General features: G+C 63.1%; 22 protein-coding genes. 14 read left to right on the plus strand and 8 right to left on the minus strand.

All coding sequences use genetic code 11. The features are described from left to right. Positions 1-12 precede the first annotated feature (12 nt). Positions 13-3,456, minus strand: coding sequence for an SEL1-like repeat protein (locus RPMA_RS03115; RefSeq protein ID WP_211911490.1), 3,444 nt, complete (start codon positions 3,454-3,456; stop codon positions 13-15). A 248-nt stretch (positions 3,457-3,704) separates the two neighbouring features. Next, the gene (locus RPMA_RS03120; protein WP_211911491.1) at positions 3,705-4,256 is read right to left on the minus strand and encodes a TetR/AcrR family transcriptional regulator; all 552 of its coding nucleotides are present in this window, start codon (positions 4,254-4,256) and stop codon (positions 3,705-3,707) included. An 87-nt stretch (positions 4,257-4,343) separates the two neighbouring features. Between RPMA_RS03120 and RPMA_RS03125 the strand changes: the two genes are divergently transcribed. From RPMA_RS03125 to RPMA_RS03140, 4 genes are all read left to right on the plus strand, one after another. After that, complete coding sequence (locus RPMA_RS03125) at positions 4,344-4,730, plus strand: nuclear transport factor 2 family protein (RefSeq protein WP_211911492.1); 387 nt, start codon at positions 4,344-4,346, stop codon at positions 4,728-4,730. Positions 4,731-4,820: 90 nt separating this feature from the next. Further along, complete coding sequence (locus tag RPMA_RS03130) at positions 4,821-6,611, plus strand: acyl-CoA dehydrogenase C-terminal domain-containing protein (protein ID WP_211911493.1); 1,791 nt, start codon at positions 4,821-4,823, stop codon at positions 6,609-6,611. A 147-nt stretch (positions 6,612-6,758) separates the two neighbouring features. Further along, positions 6,759-7,967: an acetyl-CoA C-acetyltransferase gene (locus RPMA_RS03135; RefSeq protein ID WP_211911494.1), complete on the plus strand. Its 1,209-nt coding sequence runs from the start codon at positions 6,759-6,761 to the stop codon at positions 7,965-7,967. A 220-nt stretch (positions 7,968-8,187) separates the two neighbouring features. After that, the gene (locus RPMA_RS03140; RefSeq protein ID WP_211911495.1) at positions 8,188-10,401 is read left to right on the plus strand and encodes a 3-hydroxyacyl-CoA dehydrogenase NAD-binding domain-containing protein; all 2,214 of its coding nucleotides are present in this window, start codon (positions 8,188-8,190) and stop codon (positions 10,399-10,401) included. Positions 10,402-10,646: 245 nt separating this feature from the next. Here RPMA_RS03140 and gstA read toward each other — a convergent pair whose 3' ends face one another. Then, positions 10,647-11,261, minus strand: coding sequence for a glutathione transferase GstA (gstA, locus tag RPMA_RS03145; RefSeq protein ID WP_211911496.1), 615 nt, complete (start codon positions 11,259-11,261; stop codon positions 10,647-10,649). A 124-nt stretch (positions 11,262-11,385) separates the two neighbouring features. Between gstA and RPMA_RS03150 the strand changes: the two genes are divergently transcribed. The 5 genes from RPMA_RS03150 to RPMA_RS03170 all read left to right on the plus strand — a co-directional run bounded on the left by RPMA_RS03150 (position 11,386) and on the right by RPMA_RS03170 (position 14,915). Then, the gene (locus tag RPMA_RS03150; RefSeq protein ID WP_211911497.1) at positions 11,386-11,883 is read left to right on the plus strand and encodes a MarR family winged helix-turn-helix transcriptional regulator; all 498 of its coding nucleotides are present in this window, start codon (positions 11,386-11,388) and stop codon (positions 11,881-11,883) included. Between the two features lie 96 nt (positions 11,884-11,979). Further along, on the plus strand, positions 11,980-13,350 hold the full coding sequence (locus RPMA_RS03155) for a glutamate--cysteine ligase (RefSeq protein WP_211911498.1): 1,371 nt from the start codon (positions 11,980-11,982) through the stop codon (positions 13,348-13,350). Between the two features lie 121 nt (positions 13,351-13,471). Beyond that, positions 13,472-14,032 carry a PAN domain-containing protein gene (locus tag RPMA_RS03160; protein ID WP_211911499.1) on the plus strand — a complete coding sequence of 187 codons (561 nt, stop codon included), beginning with the start codon at positions 13,472-13,474 and terminating at the stop codon, positions 14,030-14,032. Between the two features lie 25 nt (positions 14,033-14,057). Beyond that, complete coding sequence (locus tag RPMA_RS03165) at positions 14,058-14,417, plus strand: DUF6152 family protein (protein WP_249225532.1); 360 nt, start codon at positions 14,058-14,060, stop codon at positions 14,415-14,417. 6 nt (positions 14,418-14,423) lie between these two features. Further along, positions 14,424-14,915, plus strand: coding sequence for a hypothetical protein (locus RPMA_RS03170; protein ID WP_211911500.1), 492 nt, complete (start codon positions 14,424-14,426; stop codon positions 14,913-14,915). Positions 14,916-15,009: 94 nt separating this feature from the next. Here RPMA_RS03170 and RPMA_RS03175 read toward each other — a convergent pair whose 3' ends face one another. Genes RPMA_RS03175 through tldD form a run of 4 tightly spaced genes read right to left on the minus strand, consistent with a single transcriptional unit; the run spans position 15,010 to position 18,164 of the window. Further along, complete coding sequence (locus RPMA_RS03175) at positions 15,010-15,354, minus strand: MmcQ/YjbR family DNA-binding protein (protein WP_211911501.1); 345 nt, start codon at positions 15,352-15,354, stop codon at positions 15,010-15,012. Continuing rightward, positions 15,344-15,943 (minus strand): nucleotidyltransferase family protein, encoded by a 600-nt coding sequence (locus RPMA_RS03180; protein WP_211911502.1) that lies wholly within the window; start codon positions 15,941-15,943, stop codon positions 15,344-15,346. The genes RPMA_RS03175 and RPMA_RS03180 overlap by 11 nt, the downstream gene beginning before the upstream one ends. Before the next feature lie 20 nt (positions 15,944-15,963). Continuing rightward, positions 15,964-16,740, minus strand: coding sequence for a signal peptidase I (lepB, locus tag RPMA_RS03185; protein ID WP_211911503.1), 777 nt, complete (start codon positions 16,738-16,740; stop codon positions 15,964-15,966). Next, positions 16,737-18,164, minus strand: coding sequence for a metalloprotease TldD (gene tldD / locus RPMA_RS03190; protein WP_211911504.1), 1,428 nt, complete (start codon positions 18,162-18,164; stop codon positions 16,737-16,739). Before tldD ends, lepB begins: the two co-directional genes overlap by 4 nt. A 300-nt stretch (positions 18,165-18,464) precedes the next feature. On the opposite strand from tldD, the gene RPMA_RS03195 reads away from it, so the two are divergent. From RPMA_RS03195 to RPMA_RS03205, 3 genes are read left to right on the plus strand one after another with little or no spacing between them, the layout of a single operon-like run. Next, a complete protein-coding gene (locus RPMA_RS03195; RefSeq protein ID WP_211911505.1) occupies positions 18,465-19,652 on the plus strand; it encodes a PepSY-associated TM helix domain-containing protein in 1,188 nt (395 codons plus the stop codon). Between the two features lie 50 nt (positions 19,653-19,702). After that, a complete protein-coding gene (locus RPMA_RS03200; protein WP_211911506.1) occupies positions 19,703-19,915 on the plus strand; it encodes a DUF433 domain-containing protein in 213 nt (70 codons plus the stop codon). Between the two features lie 5 nt (positions 19,916-19,920). Next, positions 19,921-20,415 carry a GNAT family N-acetyltransferase gene (locus tag RPMA_RS03205; protein WP_211911507.1) on the plus strand — a complete coding sequence of 165 codons (495 nt, stop codon included), beginning with the start codon at positions 19,921-19,923 and terminating at the stop codon, positions 20,413-20,415. A gap of 15 nt (positions 20,416-20,430) precedes the next feature. Here the strand turns inward: RPMA_RS03205 and RPMA_RS03210 are convergent, their stop codons facing one another. Further along, positions 20,431-20,967: an invasion associated locus B family protein gene (locus RPMA_RS03210; protein WP_249225533.1), complete on the minus strand. Its 537-nt coding sequence runs from the start codon at positions 20,965-20,967 to the stop codon at positions 20,431-20,433. 514 nt (positions 20,968-21,481) lie between these two features. Here RPMA_RS03210 and coxB point away from each other — a divergent pair. Together coxB and ctaD are read left to right on the plus strand one after the other, a co-directional pair. Beyond that, complete coding sequence (gene coxB, locus RPMA_RS03215) at positions 21,482-22,327, plus strand: cytochrome c oxidase subunit II (protein ID WP_211911508.1); 846 nt, start codon at positions 21,482-21,484, stop codon at positions 22,325-22,327. A gap of 11 nt (positions 22,328-22,338) precedes the next feature. Beyond that, positions 22,339-23,964 (plus strand): cytochrome c oxidase subunit I, encoded by a 1,626-nt coding sequence (ctaD, locus tag RPMA_RS03220; protein WP_211911509.1) that lies wholly within the window; start codon positions 22,339-22,341, stop codon positions 23,962-23,964. Positions 23,965-24,035: the final 71 nt, after the last annotated feature.

The raw sequence follows: 24,035 nt of genomic DNA on the forward strand, positions 1-24,035 counted from the left end.
TGAGCAAATGCTCTAGCGTGCAGCGCGCTTGGAGTTCGCGGATTTGGCGGCTTGCGACGGTGCGGCATCCCAGCCACCGGCGGGGGCTGCGACATTGACGGCGTCTTCGGGCTGGCCTTCCGGCGCAAAGGTCTGGATCGCGAGCTTCGCTGCAGCCAGCGATTGCGGATCGAGGCGCTTGGCCACATCGTCGCGCTTCTTGCCGGCATCGACATCGCCCTGGGCGGCGGCGAGGCTGAACCACTTGAAGCTTTCGGCGAGGTTCTGATCGACGCCGATTCCGCGAGCATAGAGGATGCCGAGATTGAACTGGCTGTCGGCAACGCCGCGATCGGCGGCCTTGCGGAACCAGAGCGACGCGCTCTTGTAGTTCGCGCCCTTGGTGCCGCCATCGGCATCGAGCACCGCGAGATTGTGCATGGCCTTGGCATTGCCGCGCTCGGCCGCCTGCATGTAGTAGCGACGCGCGACCTCGTAGTCCTTCTTCAGCCCGAGGCCCTTCTCATGCAGCGTGCCGAGGCGGAACATGCCCGGCACCACGCCGGCCTGGGCCGCGCGGTCATACCATTTGGCCGCATCTTCGTAGCTCTGCGGCACGCCGCGGCCTTCGGCATAGCGGACACCGATTTCGAAAGCTGCAGTGGCGTCGCCCTTCAGCGCGGCATTGCGCAGTGTCGCGCTGCCGATGCCATCGGGCAGTTTTTCACCAGCGGGGATCGTGACCGAGCCAAGCTTCTGGCCGCTCGATGGAAGCATCGGCGCGACGGGGCTCGGGCTCGGCTGCGGCGCATTGATGCTGCCGGTCACGTCGGGCGAGATATAGGGCACAGGCGCGGCCTGCGGAACGGGAGCGGCTTGCAGTGCGGGGGCGGGCTGCGGTGCTGGTGCCGGCGCAATCAGCGACTGCTTGCCGATCGAGGTCGGCGAGGCGATCGACGATGCCGGCGGCGCGGCCGGCGCTGGCGACTGGAGCTCCGTCGGTGATGGCGTGTTCAGCTGCAAGGCGGGCTGCGAATAGGTGTTGTCCGCGACGGGCGCGGGCGAGCCGTCATCGAGCAGCGTCATCGCCATCTTGAACGAGCCGAGCACGATCACGACCACGCTCGCGCCGACCAGCAGCGAGCGGATCTTCGAACCGAGCGTCGACGATGATTTCTCGCCATCTGCCTGCGGGGCGGTCTTGGCGGGTTTGGCCTTGTCGCCTGTCACGGCGGCCGCCTGCGCGGCACGGCGTGCCGCGGCGATGAAGCTCGATGCGCTTGCAGGCTCGGGCGCAGCGCCGGCGATCTCGCTGATCGCATCTTCCGATGCGGCGATCCGTTCGGACGGCGAGGCTCCGCGGCCGTGCGGGCGCGTGCCCGGCTCGAGCGGATGATCCGGCGGCAATTCGGGATCGGCCATCGGCCGCGGCGACGGACGCTCGACCATGACCGGCGGCGCCATCGGCTTCGGCGCCGGCTTGGGATCGAGAATGTCGCTGATCGCTTTGGGCACCTGGAAGGCCGGCGCCGGCTCATGCGAGATCGCGGTCGCCGCGAAATCGCGCGGCGCGGCGTCGAAATGGGCCTGCGGCGGACGAACCTCGACCTGCGACGGTGCAGCTTGCGGCTTCACCGGATTCGGCATTTGCGGGCGCGGCGGTGCAGCCATTGCAGGCTGATTTACCGCAGGCTGCATCGGGGCAGGCTGCATGGGAGCCGGCTGCATCGGTGTGGGCTGCGGCGCAGGCGGCATCGGCGCTGCAGTCGGCGCGGGCTGCTGCGGAGCCGGACGCGCATTGACGTTGCGCAGATCGCCCTCGATCTTGGCGAGGCGATCGACCACATGGCCGAGCGTCGAATGCACGACCTCCATCGAATCCTGGAGATGGCGATCGGTTTCCGACTGGCTGAAGCGCATGTCGGACAGTTCGCGCTTGAAGGAATCGACCAGACCGGATTCGGCGCGGCTATCGCTCAGCGCGGCAGCAAACATCGACTGCTGGCGTTCGAGATGACGCAGGATGTCCTGCAGGCCATCCTCGACGCGGCCGAAATTGGCGCGGGGATCGCTGACGGTCTCCATCCGCTCCAGCAGATAGGAGACGCGCTGTTCGAGATGCGCGAAGGCCGATGACTGATCGTTGCCGACCGGCATGTGGTCGAGCCGCTGCGCCAGCGCGGCCAGCGCGGTTTCGAGCGAATCCGAATTGGTGGCCTGCGGACGCTCGCGATTTTCCATCGCGGTGGTCAGCGACACGATGCGCGCTTCCAGCGCGGCAAACATGCCTCCGTCATTGTTCTGCGCGAGCTGATCGACCTTCGAGGACAGTGTCTGCAGATCGTTGCTCAGGCGGCCGAGCGCTTCGTTCGACGCCACATTTGAGACGATAGTGCGCAGCGCAGTGATGGCGCCTTCGAGCTGCTCCATCGTGCCGGGATTGTCGCTCGAGCGCACGATCATGTCGATCTTGCCGCCGAGATTGCGGATCGCCTCGTCGAAGCCGGCGAGCTGTTCGGCCGGCGTCAGCGTCTTCAGCGTCTTGTGGATGTCGCCGAGCGCGGTTTCGAGATTGGTCAGCACATCGGCGCCGATGCCGCTCTGGCTGATCTCGTCGATGCGCCGCGACAGAGCGCGGATCTCGTTCTCGATGGAGTCGATCGCACGGCGCGGCAGTGCTTCGGTCACCGCCGTGCGGATCTCGGCAAGCTCGGTGCGGAAGGTCGCGATCGACTGTTCGATGCCGGCATTGGGCCGCTGCAATGCGTCGATCTTGCTGGTGATCTGCGACAGCTGGCGCTCGACACCCGACATGTCCGGCATCGGAGGCGGCGGCGTGACATGCGGGGCGATCGGCGGGGCGTAACGCGGCGCCATGCGCGGCGTGCCGTCGAGCTCGTCCTGACGTGCAGTGATCTCGGCAATGGCGAAATCGAGCGAGAACGGGTCGGGCTTCGGCGTGGCGCGATAGACCTGGTTGGCGGCGCGCTCGACCATATCGGGATTGGGCTGCGCGTCGTAATGCTGATACGGCGGCGCGGGATGGCGCGACTGCTCGTTGATCTGCGACAGCCTTGCATCGAGGCGCGAGATCGCCTCGTTAAGCTGGCGTGCGACGGCGGGCTCGTTGTTGCGCGGATTGGGCCGCGAGAATTCCTCGATCTGGCGTGCGATCGCATCGAGGCGCTGATGAATATCGGCGACTTCGGCAACCTCGCGCTGGGGCATGACGGGACGCACCGGCGGGGTCTGGCGCGACGCATGACCGGGGCGCGCCTGATAGCGCGGAGGCTGGGGAGCCTCATTGGGCAGTGCATGATCGGCATAGCCGTGCATCGCAGGCGGGGCGGGAGATTCGCCGACAGTGGTGTTCAGCCAGTCGGAGAGGGACATGCCGGCGCGCCGCGCCGCAGCTTCAGCGCGCTCGCGAACCGATGGGTCCATCCCCTCAACACTCCACGATACGCGCGAATTCATGCTTTGGTCCGGTTACGAGCCTGACGCCAACCAGCGCCTGCAGCTTCCGCCACGCGTCCCAAAATGAAGAAATTAGAAACGGGAGCGGAGTGGTCTGCCTCTCTCCGGACTTTTCAGGGTTAGGGTAAATAACGGGTTAAGGATGCGCCTCTTCGCGCCTTAAATGTTAATCGGACGATACACTTGCGCCGATTTGTAGGTAGGATGAGGCGTTCGGGGCATGAGCCCGCAACGCGCGGCCCGTGCAACTACCGTGCGAACAATGCGCTGAGATCGTCGATGTCGTCCTCGGTCATCGAGACGTGACGCGGATCCATCACCGCGGACTGGCCGATATAGGCCCAGTACAGAAATTCCGCGCGCGACAATGCACGCCGGCTTTCGACCCCCGCTTCAGTCAGCACATTCGCCATATAGGCGATGCGCCGGGCGTCCACGGAGGCGACCATGGCGGCCACGGTGGCATCGGTCGATGCCATCGCCCGGATCGAACGGTCGAGGCTGCGATCCTCGTTGAAGGCGAGCTTCATCAGATGGGTCAGGCGCGCGGCGCCGGTCGTCGAGGCGTCGGTTTGCTCCAGAACCTGGTCGGTGGTGCGCTCCTGCCAACGTTCCAGAAGCTGCAGGCGGAATTCTCCGATGTCCTTGAAATGCCAGTAGAAACTGCCGCGCGACACGTTCAGCCCGGCGGCGAGCTCGCCGACCTTCAAGGCAGCCGCGCCCTGCCGCGCCAAAATGCGGAGGCCGTGATCGAGCCACGCTTTGCGGGTCAGCCGGTCCTTGGTCGTTTGCGCGTCCATGAGCCAACCATACACATGTGTATTGACGAAATCCATCCGTCGGCGTTAGTTTCCGTGCAGGGATGTATGGAAACGCGGAGATCGCCGATGGGAATGCCCGGCCTCGACAAGTGGTACGGCTTCATGAAGTCCCACGACCACGCGGCGCTCAGGGATCTGCTGCATCCCGACGCCGTGTTCGAAAGCCCGGTGGTGCATTCGCCACAGCGCGGCCGTGACATCGTGTTCAAATATCTCGCCGCCGCCGAACAGGTGCTGGGCGGACTCGGTTTCACCTATACCGGCGAATGGCGGAACGAGACTTCGGCCGTGCTCGAATTCGAGAACGAGATCGAAGGCATCAAGATCAACGGCATCGACATGATCACCTTCGATGCCGATGGGCGCATCACGCATTTCAAGGTGATGGTGCGGCCGCTGAAAGCCATCAATCTCCTGCACCGTCTCATGGGTGAAATGCTGGCGCGGCAATAAGCGCCTGTCATTTCAAAATCACCTTCAACGGCGATGCTGTAAGATGACCGCGCGTCGCCGCCTCTGATCAATTCCAACCGGGAAGAATTCATGCCCAGCTACAAAGCGCCGCTCGAAGACGTCGGATTCCTGCTCAATGACGTGTTCCAGTTCGACCGCTACAACAATCTCCCCGGCTTCGCGGATGCCTCGGCGGATGTGCGCGAGGCGATCCTCGGCGAAGCAGCCAAGCTCAGCGAGAACGTGCTGCAGCCGCTGAACCGCGTCGGCGATCTCGAAGGCTGCAAGCGCCATGACGATGGCAGCGTGACCACGCCGAAGGGCTTTAAGGACGCGTTCAAGCAAGTGGCTGAAGGCGGCTGGCTCGGCCTGTCGGCGCCGGCCGAATATGGCGGCCAGGGCCTGCCGGTGACGCTGTCGCAGACCGTTGCCGAATTCCAGATCTCCGCGAACATGGCCTTCTCCATGTATGGCGGCCTCACCATGGGCGCGACCGCTGCATTGATCGTGCATGGCAAGGACGAGCAGAAGAGCAAATATCTGCCGAAGATGATCGCCGGCGAATGGACCGGCACCATGAATCTCACCGAGCCGCATTGCGGCACGGATCTCGGTCTGCTCCGCACCAAGGCGGTGAAGCAGGACGATGGCAGTTACAAGATCACTGGTACGAAGATCTTCATTTCGGCCGGCGAACACGACATGGCCGACAACATTATCCATCTCGTGCTCGCGCGTATCGAAGGCGCGCCGGCCGGCATCAAGGGCGTGTCGCTGTTCGTGGTGCCGAAGGTGCTGGTGAATGACGACGGCTCGCTCGGCGCGCGCAACGGCGTCGTCTGCGGCTCCATCGAACACAAGATGGGCATCCACGGCAATTCCACCTGCGTGATGAACTACGACAATGCGACCGGCTGGCTGATCGGCGAAGAAAACAAGGGCATGCAGGGCATGTTCGTGATGATGAACGAAGCCCGTCTCGGCGTTGCCGTGCAGGGCCTCGCGCAGTCGGAAGTCGCCTATCAGAACGCGGTGGCCTACGCGAAGGACCGCCTGCAGGGCCGCTCGCTCACCGGGCCGAAGTCGCCGGACAAGCCTGCGGATTCCATCATGGTGCATCCAGACGTGCGCCGCACGCTGCTGACCATCCGTGCCTTCAACGAAGCCGCCCGCGCCATGGTGGTGTGGACCGCGCTGAAGAGCGACGTCGCCCATCGCTCCGACGATGCGAAGGAGCGCCAGGCCGCCGACGATCACATGGGCCTGATGACCCCGGTGCTGAAGGGCATTCTCACCGATGGCGGTTTTGCCAATGCGGTGTCGGCGCAGCAGATGTTCGGTGGTCACGGCTATATCGCCGAATGGGGCATGGAGCAGTTCGTGCGCGATGCGCGTATCGCGATGATCTATGAAGGCGCTAACGGCATCCAGGCACTCGATCTGGTCGGCCGCAAGCTGCCGCGCGATGGCGGCCGTGCCGCAATGGCCTTCTTCGGCGAGGTCGCAGCCTTCGCCAAGGAGCATGGCGGCGATGAAGCCATGAAGCCCTATGTCGATCCGCTGTCGAATGCGCTCGGTCACCTGCAGCAGGCCACCATGTGGCTGATGAACAATGCCATGGCCAAGCCCGACAATGCCGGCGCCGGCGCCACCGACTACATGCAACTCTTCGGCCTCACTGCCTTTGCCTATATGTGGGCGAAGATGGCGAAGATCGCGCAGGACAAGATCGCCGCTGAAGGCGCGACGCCGTTCCTGACCACCAAGCTTGTGACAGGCCGTTTCTTCATGGAGCGGATGCTGCCGGAGACGGCGCTGCATCTGGCCCGCATCCAGACGGGTGCGGCGACCACGATGGAGCTTCCGGCGGAAGCGTTCTGACACTCCATTACCACCACACACTCAACTGTCATCCCCGCGCATGCGGGGATCCAGTAGACACAGATTTCAGAGAGCAAGCTCAAACACCCGCGTGTACTGGATCGCCCGGTCAAGCCGGGCGATGACAACAGAGATAAGGGAGACACCATGCCCGAGGCCTATATCTATGATCACGTTCGCACGCCGCGCGGTCGCGGCAAGTCCGATGGTTCGCTGCATGAGGTGACCGCGCTCGCGCTCGCCACTGCGCCGCTGAAGGCGCTCAAGGAACGCAACAATCTCAAGCCCGGCAGCGTCGATGACGTCGTGCTCGGCGTCGTCGATCCCGTCGGCGAAGCCGGCGGCGACATCGCCCGCATGGCCGCGCTTTCGGCGGGCTATGGCAATGATGTCCCCGGCATCCAGATCAACCGCTTCTGCGCTTCCGGCCTCGACGCTGTGAACTTTGCTGCCGCCCAGGTGATGGCCGGCCAGCACGAACTCACCATCGGCGGCGGTGCCGAGAGCATGAGCCGCGTGGGCATCGGTGCCTCCGGCGGTGCATGGCCGGTCGATCCGTCGATCGCCGTTCCCGCTTACTTCATGCCGCAGGGCGTTTCCGCCGATCTGATCGCGACCAAATACGGCTTTTCCCGCGATGACGTCGATGCTTACTCCGTGCAGAGCCAGCAGCGCGCCGCGAAATCATGGGAAGAAGGCCGCTTCAAGAATTCCATCGTTCCGGTCAAGGACATCAACGGCCTGACCATCCTGGCCAAGGACGAGCATATGCGCCCGTCCACCACGATGCAGTCGCTGGCCGCGCTGCAGCCGTCTTTCGCCGCCGTGGCAGCCATGGGCGGTTTCGACGGCGTTGCGCTGCAGTCGCATCCGGAAATCGAAGCGGTGAACTATGTTCATCACGCCGGCAATTCGTCGGGCATCGTCGATGGCGCCGCCGCCGTGCTGCTCGGCAGCGCTGAAGCCGGCAAGAAGAACGGCCTGAAGCCGCGCGCAAAGATCCGCGCCTTCGCCAATATCGGCTCCGAGCCCGCGATGATGCTCACCGGTCCGGTGGATGTCACCAAGAAGGTGCTGGAGCGTTCCGGCATGAAGCTGTCGGATATCGACCTGTTCGAGCTCAACGAGGCTTTTGCCTCGGTCGTGCTGCGCTACATCCAGGCCTTCGACATCGACAATGAGAAGATCAATGTCTGCGGCGGCGCCATTGCCATGGGCCATCCGCTCGGCGCCACCGGCGCCATGATCCTCGGCACCGTGCTCGACGAACTCGAGCGCACCAACAAGTCCACGGCCCTCGTCACCCTCTGCATCGGCGGCGGCATGGGCACCGCCACCATCATCGAACGCGTCTAACCTTCTTCCCTTCTCCCCAAGCACAGCGAAGCTGTGCAGGGTGGGAGAAGGTGCCTCCGCGAAGCGGAGGCGGATGAGGCGTACAGCGAAGCTCGGTGCTTGTGGCTACCCCTCACCCGTCTCGAACGCTTCGCGTTCGATCCACCCTCTCCCACAAGGGGAGAGGGGAAGAGACATCAACGCTCGCGCTTTATGGCAGCAGGCATTTTGGGAGCCACACATGACCTTCAAGAATTTCAAGGTTGAGACCGACGCCGACGGCATTGCCCTCGTCACCTGGGACATTCCCGGCCGTTCGATGAACGTGCTCGACACCACCACCATCGAAGAACTCGGCGCCATCGTCGACCAGACCACAGCGGATGCCGCGGTGAAGGGCGTCGTCGTCACCTCCGGCAAGGACGCTTTCTCGGCTGGTGCCGATCTCTCCATGCTGGAAGGCATGAACAAGATTTTTGCCGAGACGAAGAAGGCCAAGGGCGAGGAAGCCGCCCAGCAGATGCTGTTCGACGAGAGCCGCAAGCTCTCGCTGACGCTGCGCAAGATCGAGACCGCAGGCAAGCCGTGGGTCGCTGCCATCAATGGCCTCGCGCTCGGCGGCGCATTCGAACTCACGCTCGCCTGCCACTATCGCGTAGCGGCGGAGAATCCGAAGACCCGTCTCGGCTTGCCCGAAATCAAGGTCGGCCTGTTCCCCGGCGGTGGCGGCACCCAGCGTCTGGCGCGTATGCTGCAGCCGCAGGACACGATGCAGATGCTGCTGAAGGGCGACCAGGTCAATCTCGCCAAGGCGAAGGCGATGAACATCGTCGGCGCCGTGGTGCCGGCGGCCGATCTCATCAAGACTGCGAAGGAATGGATCAAGGCCGGCGGCAAGGCCGTGGCTCCTTGGGACGAGAAGGGCTTCAAGCTGCCCGGCGGACCCGTCTATTCCAAGCAGGGCATGATGATGTTCCCCGCGGGCAACGCCATCTATCGTCGCGAAACCTTCGACAATTATCCGGCCGCCCGGGCCATCATGCAGTGCGTCTATGAAGGCCTCCAGCTGCCGATGGATGCCGCGCTGCGCGTGGAGTCGCGTTATTTCGCCCATGTCCTGCAGACCAAGGAAGCCGCTGCGATGATCCGCAGCCTGTTCCTCTCCATGCAGGAGCTCAACAAGGGCGCGCGTCGTCCCACCAATGTGCCGCCGACCAAGGTCAAGAAGCTCGCCATCATCGGCGCCGGCTTCATGGGCGCGAGCGTTGGCTATGTCTCGGCCAAGGGCGGCATCGACGTGGTGCTGATCGATCGCGACCAGGCCTCCGCCGACAAGGGCCGTGCGCATTGCCAGTCGGTGATCGATGGGCTGATCGCCAAGGGCCGCGCCAAGGAGGCCGATCGCGACGCGCTGATGTCGAAGATCACGGCCACTGCCGATTTCAACGTGATCAAGGAATGCGACCTCGTCATCGAGGCCGTATTCGAGGATCGCGCTGTCAAGGCCGAGATCTACAAGAAGGTGCAGCCGCTGCTGAAGGAAGGCGCCATCATCGCCTCCAACACCTCGACGCTGCCGATCAACTCGCTGGCCGAGGAATTCACCGATCAGTCGAAATTCATCGGCATCCACTTCTTCTCGCCGGTCGAGAAGATGATGCTCGTGGAGACCATCGTCGGCAAGAACACCGGCGATGTCGCGCTGGCCACCGCGCTCGACTACATCCGCGTCATCGGCAAGACGCCGATCGTGGTCAATGACAGCCGCGGTTTCTTCGCCAATCGCTGCGTGCTGCGTTTCACGGCCGAAGGCCTGGAAATGCTGCTCGAAGGCGTGCCGCCGGCGATGATCGAAAACACCGCCAAGATGGCCGGCATGCCGGTCGGCCCGCTGTCGCTGTCCGACGAAATCGCGCTCGATCTGGTGCTGAAGATCATGAAGGCCACCGAAGCCGATTTGGGCTCGCAGGCTGTCGATCAGGCGCAGAAGAAGCTCATCGTCGAGATGGTGGAGAAGCAGGAGCGCTTCGGCCGCAAGAACGGCAAGGGTTTTTACGAGTATCCGCCGAAGGGCAAGGGCTCGAAGGCTTTGTGGAAGGGTATTGCGCCCCTGCTGCCGAAGCCGCTCGATCCCGATACGCTCGATGTGGAAGAGCTGAAGCAGCGCTTCCTCGTGGTGCAGGCGGTGGAAGCCGCACGCACGGTCGAGGACAATGTGATCGTGGATCCCCGCGAAGCGGATGTCGGATCCATTTTGGGCTTCGGCTTCGCGCCGTTCACCGGCGGCACGCTGAGCTATATCGACTTCATGGGCACCAAGAAGTTCGTCGAGCTCTGCCACAAGCTGGAAGCAAAGTACGGCTCCCGCTTCACGCCGCCAAAACTGCTGGAAGAGATGGCCGCCAAGGGCGAGACGTTCTACGGACGCTTTGCGCCGAAGAAGGCGGCGGCTTGAGTGCGCCCTTTTTTCCTTCTCCCCCAAGCACAGCGGAGCTGTGCAGGGTGGGAGAAGGTGGCTTCGCGAAGCGAAGACGGATGAGGGGTATTACCAGGCTCTGAGCTTGTGGTTACCCCTCACCCGTCTCGACTGCTTCGCAGTCGATCCACCCTCTCCCACAAGGGGAGAGGGAAACAAGTTAAACAAGAAAGGCCGGATCATCGATCCGGCCTTTCGCATTCCCAGTCCAATGAAGCCGCAGCTCACGCCGCCTTCATCAGGCCTTCCTTCTCCAGCGCTTCCTGGACCTTCGGGCGCGCGGCGACGCGGTCCTTGTAGGCCATCAGGTTCTTGAACATGGAGAGGTCGAGCTTGTGGGCGTCGGCCCAGCGCAGCATCGTGAACAGGTAGCCGTCGGCGACCGTGAATTGCTTGCCCATCAGGTAGTCGTGACCGGCGAGCTGGCCGTCGAGATATTTGAATTTGCCGGTCAGGCGGTCGCGGAAGAAGCCTTTTACCTCGTCCGAGAAGGTCGGGTTGAACAGCGGCGAGAAATTCTTGTGCAGCTCGCTGGTCAGGAAGTTCAGGATTTCCTGCAGCTTGTAGCGCTCGTCGCTGTCGCGGGCCGGGGCGAGGTTCTTACCGGCGGCCTGGTCGGCGATCACCTGGACGATGATCGGGCCCTCGGTCAGCACCTTGCCATTGTCGAGACCCAGCGCCGGGACCTGGCCCTTCGGGTTGACGGCCAGGAAATCGTCGCCGTTTTCCAGCTTCTTGGCCTTGAGGTCGACCTTGACCAGGTCATAGGCCACGCCGGCTTCGAGAAGTGCGATATGCGGCGACAGCGAACAGGCGCCTGGCGAATAATACAGCTTCATCGAAATTTCTCCTTAAGGACGTTGGGTTAACGCCGGGGCGTGACTAAATGCATCGGCATGGAATAGTCAAGATTGATGCAGGTGCATTAAATGGCTAGGGTGCCGGCACCATTTGGACCGAGAGATGAAACGTAAACCTTCCACCGAGGCCGCTGCCGCCTGGATCCGCCTGATGCGCGTCCAGACCCGGGTGCTGGACGGCGTCGAACAGGATCTCAAGCGCGCCGGCTTTCCGCCGCTCGCATGGTACGACGCCTTGATGGAGTTGTCGCGTGCGCCAAATGGCGAGCTGCGTCCCGTCGAGCTCGAAAAGCAGATGTTGATACCGCAATATTCGACGTCGCGGCTGATCGACCGGCTGGTGGACGAAGGCCTCGCCGTGCGCCGCGAATGCAAGATGGACAAGCGCGGCCTGTTCGTGGAAATCACTCCGACCGGCCGCGAATTGCACAAGAAGATGAGCGGCGCCTATGCGGTCGCCATCGAAAAGCATGTCGGCTGCAAACTGACCGACGCAGATGCAGCAAAGCTCTGCGGGCTACTCGATTTACTCGGCTGCGCGTGCAAAGACTCCGCTGCCGCATCTGACCCTGTGGCGAGAGATGCCGTAGCAGCACGATGACGTTTCACATTTTTCCTGCGCTCACCGCCCGCTCGGGCCTTGAGCGTCCCCGACACTGCGCGCATCGGATTGCAGCGCCCTTCATTCGGATGTCCCATGGCGCGTGACCAACTTGATATGACGCCGCTGCAGTCGCGCGACGAACTCGTGGCGTGGCTGGAAGCGGGCGTGAAGCCCGCGTCCGAATTCCGCATCGGCACCGAGCATGAGAAAACGCCGTTTACGCTCGATGGCCATGCGCCCGTGCCGTATGACGGCGCGCGCGGCATCGAAGCGCTGCTCGTGGGCATGAAGCACCTGCTCGGCTGGGAGCCGATCATGGAAGGCCGCAACATCATCGGTCTCTATGACGTGACCGGCGGTGGCGCGATCTCGCTGGAGCCGGGTGGTCAGTTCGAACTGTCGGGCGCGCCGGTGGAAACCGTGCATCAGACCCAGGCCGAACTGATGGCGCATCTCGCCCAGGTGCGCGAAGTGGCGACGCCGCTCGGTATCGGCTTCCTCGGTCTCGGCCTGACGCCGTCCTGGTCGCGCGCGCAGATCCCGGTGATGCCGAAGGGCCGCTACAAGATCATGACCAACTACATGCCGAAGGTCGGCACGTATGGTTTGGACATGATGTACCGGACCTGTACCGTGCAGACCAATCTCGACTTCTCCTCGGAAGCCGACATGGTCAAGAAGCTGCGCGTTTCGCTGGCGCTGCAGCCGGTGGCGACGGCGCTGTTCGCCAATTCCCCCTTCACGGAAGGCAAGCCGAACGGCTTCCTTTCCTTCCGCTCCGAGATCTGGCGCGACACCGACAACAACCGCTCGGGCATGCTGCCCTGGGCATTTGAAAGCGGCATGGGTTTCGAGCGCTGGGTCGATTACGCGCTCGATGTTCCCATGTATTTCGTCAAGCGCGGCGACAGCTATATCGACGTCTCCGGCTCCTCCTTCCGCGCCTTCTTCGAGGGCAAGAACGACAAGATGTCCGGCAAGAAGCCGACGCTGTCGGACTGGGCCAATCATCTCTCCACGATCTTCCCGGAAGTCCGCCTCAAGCGTTATCTCGAAATGCGCGGCGCGGACGGCGTGACATCGGACCGGTTGCCGGCGCTGTCGGCCTTCTGGGTCGGGCTGCTCTATGACGATGCCGCGCTCGATGCCGCCTGGGATATCGCCAAACACTGGACGGCGCCGGAGCGTCAGGCGCTGCGCGATGACGTGCCGCGTTTCGGCTTCAAGGCCCGGATCAAGGACCGCTATCTGTTCGAGATCGCCAAGGAGTGTCTGGCCATCGCCCATGACGGCCTGCGCCGTCGCGCCAGGCTCGATGCCGACGGCCTCGACGAAACGCGCCACCTGACGCCGCTCGATCGCATCATCGAGAGCGGCAAGACGCCGGCCGAGGAGATGCTCGCCAAGTTCAATGGCGCCTGGGGTGGCTCGGTGACCCCCGCCTATAAGGAATATTGCTTCTAGCTCAAGCGCTTGTGAGCGGCAGGGATGAATTCTGTCAATCCGTTCATCGGACGTACAGGTGGCGCGCGGTCCAATGGCACCTCACGCATCACCTGTCGCAACCCGCCGGAAGCCCGTCTGCATGTTGAAGCGCCGCCTGTTCAGAGCGTGTTGGGCAGCACTTGCCATGCTGGTGCTCGCGCTAGCCGTGCCGGCGCAGGCGCAGACCAATTTCGACCGGCCGGGCGGTGACTATCAGCGCTCAGTATCCATGTCGGGCGACCCCGCCGAATGCGCGCTGATCTGCGAGCGCGACAAGAAGTGCCGTGCCTGGAGCTTCAATTACCCCAGCGACAATTCCGAAAACGCCGTGTGCTGGCTGAAGGACAAGGTCACGCCACGGGTTCAGAGCTATTGCTGCGTTTCCGGCGTGCGCGGCGCCGGCGTCATCGAGCCGCGCGTCGGCCCGGTTGAGACATCCACCGACCGTTATGGTGGCGATTACCGCTCCTTCGAGGTGAAGAACGACGACAAGGCAGATCGCGGCGATGTCTGCCGTGACGCCTGCCAGGGCGACAACAAATGCCGGGCCTGGACATTTGCCCGGTCGGGCTATGCCGGCAAGAGTGCGCGCTGTTTCCTGAAAAACGACATCAAGCCGCCGCGCCGCAAACCGGGTTTCATTTCGGGCGTTGTCAGATAACATCGACAGGCAAGGGAGACGACACATGACGCGTATCCTCCGAATCGCCATCGGCGCCACGACCCTCATGGCCATCACGACCGCCGCTGCCGTGGCCCATCACGGCTGGGGCAGCTATGACGCGGCCAAGCCGGTGACCGTCAGCGGGCCGATCGAAAGCCTGAAATTCGAGAATCCCCACGCCACCATCGTCATCAAGGGCAGCGACAAGGCCTGGACCGCAACGCTGGCGCCGACATCCCGCATGCAGGCGCGCGGTGCGACCGCCGATATCGTCGCGGTCGGCAAGGTTGTTTCGGCCTATGGCTATCCGTCCACGGTGGAGAAGGACGAGATGCGCGCCGAGCGCATCACGGTGGACGGCAAGACCTACGAACTCCGCTAGCGCCGCATGACAGACGCTGCACCCGCATTGTTCATCGCCATCGAAGCCTCAGGCATCGGCGCAGCGATCCGGCAGTCGCGATGGGTCTATATGGTCGCCAATGTGGGGCACATCGTCGCGCTGCTGTTCTTTACCGGCGCGATCGCGGTGATGGATGCGCGGCTGGCGGGCGGATTGGCGGTCACCGCGCCTGGCCCACTGCTGCGCCAGATGCGCCGTCTCGCGATTGCCGGCTTCGTTGGACTGGTTGTCACGGGCCTGGTGCTGTTCACCGCCGAAGCCAGCCACGTGGTCATGAACCGCGTGTTCCTGATCAAGGTCGCGCTGATCGGATTGGGCCTGCTCAATGTCGTCTGGGTCGAATGGACGATCATGCCGAAGGTCGCTGCCTTGCCGCCGTCGTCGCCGATGCCTGCAGGTGCGCGGCAGGGTGCATTGGCGTCGCTGGTGATCTGGCTCAGTGTCGCGATCTGCGGCCGGGCCATCGCTTATTTCTGACGGGACTTCGTAGGGTGGGCAAAGCGAAAGCGTGCCCACCTTCAAGTGCGCGGCTGGTGGAGGTGGGCACGGCGCAAGGGCGCCTTTGCCCACCCTACATGCTGCCGGCCTCATAAGCCTTGCGTGCGGCCTTCGAGGCCAGCGCCAGCCACTGTCGGCGCAACAGCGGTTCGACATCCGCACGCTTGGCTTTGGAGAGACTGATCAGCACAATCGGATAGTCGCGATAGTGATCGGTGAAGGAGAAGACCTTCGGCGCGCGGTCCACCAGCATGGCGCGCTCCTCAAACGGCACGCCGGGCATGACCAGGGTGTCGCCGTCGTCCTTCAGGCGTGCCAACAGCTTCTTCCGTACTTTCAGCGCAGGCGTGCCATAGGATGTGCCATCCTCGACCTCCGGCCATGTCAGCGCAAACTTTCGCAGGTCGTCAAACGTCATTGGCGCTCCGCTCATGCAAGTCGCTGTACGTGCCGGCAGGCATGATCCGGAGTTCGGGCCAGAGCGCCTGCCAACGCGCGGACTTGCGTCGATAAGCGTCCGGCGAAAAATTTGGCGTGCGATTGGGCCTCACCACGAAGTCCCGGATATCATCCAGACCTTCAGGCGCATAGACATCCCGGCCGTTGCTGCTCAAGCCGATTTGCGTGCAGCGGGTGAGAAAGCGGTCGATGCCGTTGGTCGCGTTGGAGAGGGCCGGATAAGGCTTGCCGTGTTTCTCAGGGTACCAGAGATGCACGCGGGCCTGATTGCGAATCTCGACACGGGCGTCGACGCGGTCGGCGCAAGCGCGAAAGTCGTTGATGACCCGATTCTCGGCATCCCACGACAGGTCGGCATCGAAATAGAAGATATCGTAGTCATCTATGCCGTAGTCGATCTGTCGATCGGACAATGCGTTCCACACCGTCTGTGTCAAGCAGCCGGCAACGATCCATGCGTCGGGAAGCTGAAGCTCGCTGATCCGCTCGAGCAGTGCGTCATGTACCGGATTCCGCAATGCGGCCGCGACAAAATCCGCAGCCATCATCGACCCTGTTGAGGGCGTTCTCAATGCACGCCGGTAAAAAACCGGGCGAAGCGCAGGCCGGAAATCCAGTTTGTTACTGGCTGGCTGCGCACGCCGAGGTCCCATGAGCCGACAATGGCATCGACCCGGCCGACCAGATTGTCCATCGGCAACATGCCGACGCCGCCCTGGCGAACCGGCACGCGGCTGTCAGCGGAATTGTCGCGGTTGTCGCCCATCACGAACAGATGGTCCGGTGGCACGGTGACTTCCGGCGCGTTGTCGAGGCGGCCATTGGCGCGCAGCTTGAAGATGGGATGCGCGACGCCGCCGGGCAGTGTTTCGACGTAACGATGCGCAGGCTCGGATCCGCCGCTGTCGTCTTCCGCAGCTCCGATGCCATCCGATGTGATCGCCGTGGCAACGCCGTTGAGCCAGACCTGACCGCCGCGCATTTCGACGCGATCGCCGGGCAGGCCGATCACGCGCTTGACCCAGACCTGCGAGCGATCGCCGGGCCAGCGGAACACGACGACATCGCCGCGCTTCGGCGTGGAGGCGAACACGCGGCCGGTTTCGGGGAAAGCCACATGGATCGGCAGCGAAGCCGTCGAATAGCCGTAGGGAAATTTCGATGCCAGCAGCGCGTCGCCGATCAGCAGGGTCGGCTCCATGGAGGCGGACGGAACGTAGAACGGTTCGGCAAGCGCGCCCTTGCCGAGAAACACAATGCCGACGATGGCGGCGATCTGCGCGAGCTGGCCGCCCCAGCGTCTGGCGGTGCTGCCGGCCGCTTCCGTCGTCGTTTCCGTGCTCACGAGCCCGTTCCTCCGATCGTCACCTTGTCCATGCGCAGCGTCGGCTGGCCGACACCGACCGGGACGCCCTGGCCATGCTTGCCGCAGGTGCCGATGCCGTCATCGAGCGCGAGGTCGTTGCCGATCATGCTGATGCGGTGCAGGTCGGTGGGACCATTGCCGATCATCATCGCGCCCTTCAGCGGCGCGCCGATCTTGCCGTTCTCGATCTTGTAGGCCTCGGTGCACTGAAACACGTATTTGCCGGAGGTTATGTCCACCTGACCGCCGCCGAAGTTCACCGCGTAAATGCCGTTCTTCACCGAAGCGAGGATTTCGGCGGGGTCGCGCTGGCCGGCGAGCATGTAGGTGTTGGTCATGCGCGGCATCGGCACATGGGCATAGCCCTGGCGACGGCCATTGCCGGTGGGCTTCATGCCCATCAGGCGCGCGTTCTGGCGATCCTGCATGTAGCCGACGAGAATTCCGTCCTCGATCAGCATGGTGCGATTGGTCGGCGTGCCTTCGTCGTCGATGGAGAGCGAGCCACGGCGTGACGAGATGGTGCCGTCATCCACCACGGTGACGCCCTTGGCGGCGACCTGCTGGCCGAGCAGGCCGGCAAAGGCCGAGGTCTTCTTGCGGTTGAAATCGCCTTCGAGCCCGTGGCCGACGGCTTCATGCAGCATCACGCCGGGCCAGCCCGGCCCGAGCACCACATCCATTTCGCCGGCGGGCGCAGGGATCGAGTCGAGATTCACCACCGCTTCGCGCAGTGCGCCATCGGCAGCGGCGCGCCAATTCGCGCTTTCGATGAAGCGGGCATAGCCCTCGCGGCCGCCGTAGCCCTTGCTGCCGCTTTCCTGCCGGTCGCCCTGGCCGGCGACCACGGTGATGTTCACGCGCACCAGCGGGCGGATATCGCGATAGCTTTCGCCATCGGGACGGATGATCTCAACCACCTGCCAGCTCGCGCCGAGCGACACCGAGACCTGGCGCACGCGCGGATCCTTGTCGCGCACATAGGCGTCGATCTCGGCCAGCAGTTTGACCTTGGCTTCGAAGCCGGGGGCATCGAGCGGATTGTCGTCGCTATAGAGCTTCACATTGGTATGAGAGGGCGCCGCGGCAAAGGTGCCGTGATAGCCGCCGCGCACCGCATTGACGGCATCCGCCGCGCGGATCAGCGCCGGGATCGAGACATCCGAGGAATGCGCATAGCCGACCGCATCGTCCTTCACGGCGCGGAGGCCAAAGCCCTGCGCGGTGTCATAGGTCGCCTGCTTCAATCTTCCATTGTCGAAGCCGAGCGCCTCGCTCTGGCTATATTCCAGGAACAGCTCGCCATCATCGGCCCCCTGCAAACCCCGCAACAATTCGCGGCGGACCTCGTCGCGGTCGAGATTGGCACGGTCGAGCAGGGATGTGGTGGCGAGGCTGGTCATGCAGGCTCCAAAACGGCGGGCATTGCTGCGCTGGACGGCGGTTTCACCTTGTAGCGGCAACCCGGGATCGGGTCGCCTTACATTGGCGTAATCTCGGACGATACAGGTGTTCGCTCGGGAAGATAGGTACGGGGTTACAAATTGGGAGAGGCAGGGGCGCGCCGCGCGAGTTCCAGTTTGGAGCGATTACAAACTGCTGTGGTGGTCCGCCCTGTGGCTGTGCGGTAAGCGTGGGCCATTGCCGCAGCGGGCGCTGAGACCCGACGCATTTCGTCCTCCAGCTCAGAATTTCTGCTGCTCATGGCCTCTCCGATCAAATCCGCTTTCCTGCAGGTTCATTCCATCATCGGTCTCGCGATCGCGCTGGTGGTCGGCCTCATGGGCCTCACCGGCGCGATGCTGTCCTTCGAGGACGATATCGTCGCCGCGCTCAATCGCGATGTCGCCAGGGTCGATGTGCGCTCCGCACCGGTGCTGACGCCGGATGAGATCGTGGCGCGACTGCAGGCCCAGCCGGGTGCCGGCAAGGTGCAGCTGATGCTGCTGTCGAGCGAGCCGGGTGCCACCGTGCGCGCCCGCTTCGCGCGCAACGAGGCCGGCGAGCGCTCGTCGGTCTTTGTCGATCCCTATGACGGCCGTGTCCTCTCGGCCGTCAGCGGCGAGGGCTTCTTCGCCACGCTGCGCAACCTGCATCGTTTCCTGCTGCTGCCGGGCAACGGCAATGGCTATGGCCGCCTGATCACAGGCGTGTGCGCGATCGGCCTGCTGGTGCTGCTGATCTCCGGCATGGTGCTGCGCTGGCCGCGCCGCGTGCGCAGCATCAGGATGTGGCTGAAGCCCAATCTGGCGATGCCCGGCCGGGCGTTCCATTGGTCGCTGCATAGCGTTGTCGGCACCTGGGTGCTGCCGATCTATGTGATCACGATTCTCACCGGCCTGTGGTGGTCGTTCGACTGGTACAAGGCCAGCGCCACCTGGCTGCTGTCGAGCAAGCCGCCCGCCGCCGCCAAGGCGCCGGCGAAGGCCAAGGGTGGAGCCAAGCCTGCCGACGCAGCGCAAGCCGCTGCCCCATCGCTCGATCGTGCATGGGCGACGTTCCTCGCCGAGCAGGGTAGCCAATATACCAATGTCTATCTGCTGGTGCCGAACGGCCCTGGTCCGGTACGCCTGCGCTCGCTGGCCAAAGACGCCCCGCATGACGTTGCCCGCGATGATTTCCGCATCGATGGCGCCACCGGGCGTGTCGTCAATGTCGAGCGCTATGCGGACAAATCCGTCGGTGACAGCATCCTGCAGCGGGTTCTGCAGATCCATACCGGCGCGGCCTTCGGTCTGGTCGGCCGCATCCTGTTCATGATCGCCGCCGCGCTGATGCCGCTGTTCACGGTCACCGGCATCATCCTGTACTTCTCGCGCCGCCGATTGAAGGCGCAGTCAAAGCCAAGCCGCAATCACCGCCGTGCGGCGGGGCTGGTGGCGGGCGAATAGCGGTAGTGATACGGCTGCACGAACCTTAGAGATTGTGATACGCTTGGATCATGAGCTCTCAGGCGGTTATCACCGTTGAGTTGGGCAAACGTGGTGGGCGCCCCTGCATTCGCCATATGAGGATTGCTGTGTCCGATATCCTCGGTTGGATTGCTGCCGGGCAATCCCATCAGGAAATTATTGAAGATTTTCCAGAGCTTACAGAGGGCGACATCTGTGCGGCCGTGGCTTATGCCGCGGACCGTCGATGCAGCGGGAGCTGATCCGCATGGATGTCCAGATCAGGCCGATCACGGCAGACGATGTCGAAGGCTTCCATCATGCGCTCGATTTCGTCGCGCGCGAGAAGCGCTATCTGGCGTTCCTGGAGGCTCCTCCGATCACCGAGATCCGCGCTTTCGTTCTCGGAAATATCAGCAGTGGAAACCCTCAGATCGTCGCGGTCACGTCAGCGGAAGGGGTTGTCGGCTGGTGCGACATCCTGCCGAAGGCAAGACTCGTTTATCGCCACAGCGGTGTCCTTGGTCTGGGGCTGTTGCCCCCTTACCGCGGGAAAGGGCTAGGCAAAGAGCTGATTCAGACGGCGCTGGCCGTGGCGCGCGCAGCTCACCTTCACCGGGTCGAACTGACCGTGCGGGAGCCGAATGAAAACGCCATTGCGCTCTACAAGAAGCTTGGCTTCCTGACCGAAGGTATCCATCGCGACGCCGTATGCGTCGATGGCACCTACGAGAATCTGATCACGATGGCGATCCTGTTGTAATCGTTGGCCTTGAGCCTACGGCAGCTTGTCGTAGCCATCCCCGAGCCCGTTCAGGCTCAACGGGAAGCCGATGCCTTCTTCCGGGGTCTCGAAGATGATGAAGGTCGCGGTTTTCGCCGTGCGCAACTGGCCGAGCAGCTTGTCGTCCATCACAACCTCCGCGACGCAGCCGTTCGGCAGGCAGCGTACGAAGCCGGCGCGGCCGACGTCCTGATTGTCGAGCTTGAGGCCCAGGCCTGATGGCAGCAGCACGCCGAGCGGCGCCACCACGCGCATCAGCTTGCTCTTCTGGTCGGCGGTCTTGAGCACGATCACCGTGAGGCCGGCATTGGAACGGTCTTCCGCCACCACGCTCTGGATCAGGGCACATTGCTCGGCCTGCGCACCGGGCGGCGTGTCGCAGCGGATCTGCCAGTCGCCATGCGTGGATTTCACGGCGCCCTGGGCGTTGGCGGCGGCAGGCACGGCGAGCAGAGCTGCGCATGTCAGAAAGCCGAGCGTGAGGCGGCGCCAGCTGACGGTCGGCTGCTGCTGCGTTGTCGAAGGCCTCATCCGGATCGATCCTTGGGCGTAGGAGTTTTGGGCGTGGTTGGTTGTCGCGATCATGTCAGTGATCTCTGCAATCGGTTTGGCAGCACTGTGAACGCTGTTTCGTCTGAAGAATTCCAGAGCGCGGAATGATACTGCAATGACGGCGCCTTGAAGGCGGCCACAACAGCTGCTTGCGCGTCGATTGTGGCGAATCAGTTGCCGGATCATCGCATATTTCGTGCCTAAAGCGGCCACCGCCGGTGTCAAGCGCCGTCGCAAACGACTGACATTTGTCATTGAAGCGACGCGGGAAATACGACCTTCGTGCAATTCGGTCGAATGCATTCCGGGATACCGCACTCCTGCATTGCGACAGGTCAAGAATTATGGTTTGAGAGGCTGGATTTCGACGCATTCTAACGAACGGGAGTTGCAGGTTGCCTTGGGCAATTTGTCCGTTTGTCCGGGAGGGGGTCGGGCCGCATACTCGGGCAATACCGGGATGCGTAAGATTTCAAATGGGAGCGCACGCGGCATGAGGATGCTGAGGGGCCAGTTTGGCCACCGGTTGCTGGGGTTAGCGGTTATTGGGGCCGGTCTCGCTGTTGGCGGTGCTGCCTATGCTCAGGTGATGGGTCAGCCCGCACCCTGGGAATACAAGCTTCAGGAAGCGGCTACGCCGGTGATGGAAAACATCACCTGGTTTCACAATTTCATGCTCTGGCTGATCACTGCCATCACGCTGTTCGTGTTGGCTCTGCTTGTCATCGTGGTGGTGAAGTTCAATTCGAAGGCCAATCCGGTCCCGTCGAAGACGACCCACAACACGCTGATCGAAGTGGCGTGGACGATCATTCCGGTGCTGATCCTGGTCGCGGTCTCGGTGCCGTCGTTCCGGCTGCTGTTCCTGCAGCTCGACATTCCGAAAGCCGACCTGACCATCAAAGCTACCGGCAAGCAGTGGTTCTGGACCTACTCCTATCCGGACAACGGCCCGTTCGAATTCGACTCGCTAATGGCCCAGGACAAGCAGCCGCGCCTCCTCGCCGTCGATAACGAGGTGGTGGTGCCGGTGAACAAGGTGGTCCGCGTGCAGACCACAGCGGCGGACGTGATCCACTCCTTCGCGGTGCCGTCCTTCGGCATCAAGATCGACGCGATCCCTGGTCGTCTCAACGAGACCTGGTTCAAGGCCACCAAGACCGGCTGGTTCTACGGCCAGTGCTCTGAACTGTGCGGCAAGGATCACGCCTATATGCCCATCGCGATCCGCGTCGTCACCGAGCAGGAATTCGCGGCTTGGCTGGAGACCGCCAAGAAGAAGTTCGCCAGCAATCCGTCGAGCACCTTTGCTTCCGCGACGACCACGCAGGCGCAGTAAGGATTTTCAACATGGCAACCACAGCTGCGACACCTGCTCACGACAGCCACGCCCACGACGATCACGCGCATGCGCATCCGACCGGGTGGCGTCGTTACGTCTATTCGACGAACCACAAAGACATCGGCACGATGTATCTAATCTTCGCCATCGTCGCCGGCGTGATCGGCGGCCTGATGTCGATCCTGATCCGCATCGAGCTGATGTATCCGGGCGTGCAGATCTTCCACGAGGCGCACACCTACAACGTCTTCGTCACCTCGCACGGCCTGATCATGATCTTCTTCATGGTGATGCCCGCGATGATCGGCGGTTTCGGCAACTGGATGGTGCCGCTGATGATCGGCGCGCCGGACATGGCCTTCCCGCGCATGAACAACGTGTCGTTCTGGCTGCTGCCCGCCGCGTTCGCGCTGCTCTTGATCTCCACCTTCGTGGAAGGCGAGCCCGGCGCCAACGGTGTCGGTGCCGGCTGGACCATGTATGCGCCGCTGTCGACCTCGGGCCATCCCGGCCCGGCCGTCGATTTCGCGATCCTGGCGCTGCATATCGCTGGTGCGTCATCGATCCTCGGTGCCATCAACTTCATCACCACCATCTTCAACATGCGCGCGCCGGGCATGACCCTGCACAAGATGCCGCTGTTCGTGTGGTCGATCCTGGTCACCGTGTTCCTGCTGCTGCTGTCGCTGCCGGTTCTGGCAGGCGCCATCACCATGCTGCTGACGGACCGCAATTTCGGCACCACCTTCTTCGCGGCTGAAGGTGGCGGCGATCCCGTGCTGTTCCAGCATCTGTTCTGGTTCTTCGGCCACCCCGAAGTGTACATCCTGATCCTGCCCGGCTTCGGCATGGTTTCGCAGATCATCTCGACCTTCTCGAAGAAGCCGGTGTTCGGTTATCTCGGCATGGCCTACGCCATGGTCGCCATCGGCGGCATCGGCTTCGTGGTCTGGGCGCACCACATGTACACGGTGGGCATGTCCTCGGCGACGCAGGCCTACTTCGTCGCTGCCACCATGGTCATCGCGGTGCCGACGGGCGTGAAGATCTTCTCATGGATCGCCACCATGTGGGGCGGTTCCATTGAGTTCAAGGCGCCGATGGTCTGGGCCGTAGGCTTCGTCTTCCTATTCACCCTCGGCGGCGTCACCGGCGTCGTGCTGGCCAATGCCGGCGTCGATCGTGTGCTGCAAGATACCTATTACGTCGTCGCGCACTTCCACTACGTGCTGTCGCTCGGCGCCGTGTTCGCCATCTTCGCGGGCTGGTACTACTGGTTCCCGAAGATGTTCGGTTACATGTATTCGGACTTCATCGCCAAGCTGCACTTCTGGGTCACCTTCATCGGCGTCAACCTGGTGTTCTTCCCGCAGCATTTCCTTGGTCTGTCCGGCATGCCGCGCCGTTACATCGACTACCCCGATGCCTTCGCCGGCTGGAACCTGGTGTCGTCGGTCGGTTCCTATATCTCAGGTTTCGCGGTGCTGATTTTCATCTACGGCGTGATCGATGCCTTCGTCCGCAAGGAAAAGGCCGCGAACAACCCGTGGGGCGTCGGCGCCACCACCCTGGAATGGACCCTGAGCTCGCCGCCACCCTTCCATCAGTTTGAAGTGCTGCCGCGTATCAAGTAAGTGTGCTGCGGCGCACAATAGTGCGCCGCATGAAATTGCCTCCGCCGTGCCCCTCAAGGAGCCGTCGGAGT

Source organism: Tardiphaga alba (assembly GCF_018279705.1).
GTDB lineage: Bacteria > Pseudomonadota > Alphaproteobacteria > Rhizobiales > Xanthobacteraceae > Tardiphaga > Tardiphaga alba.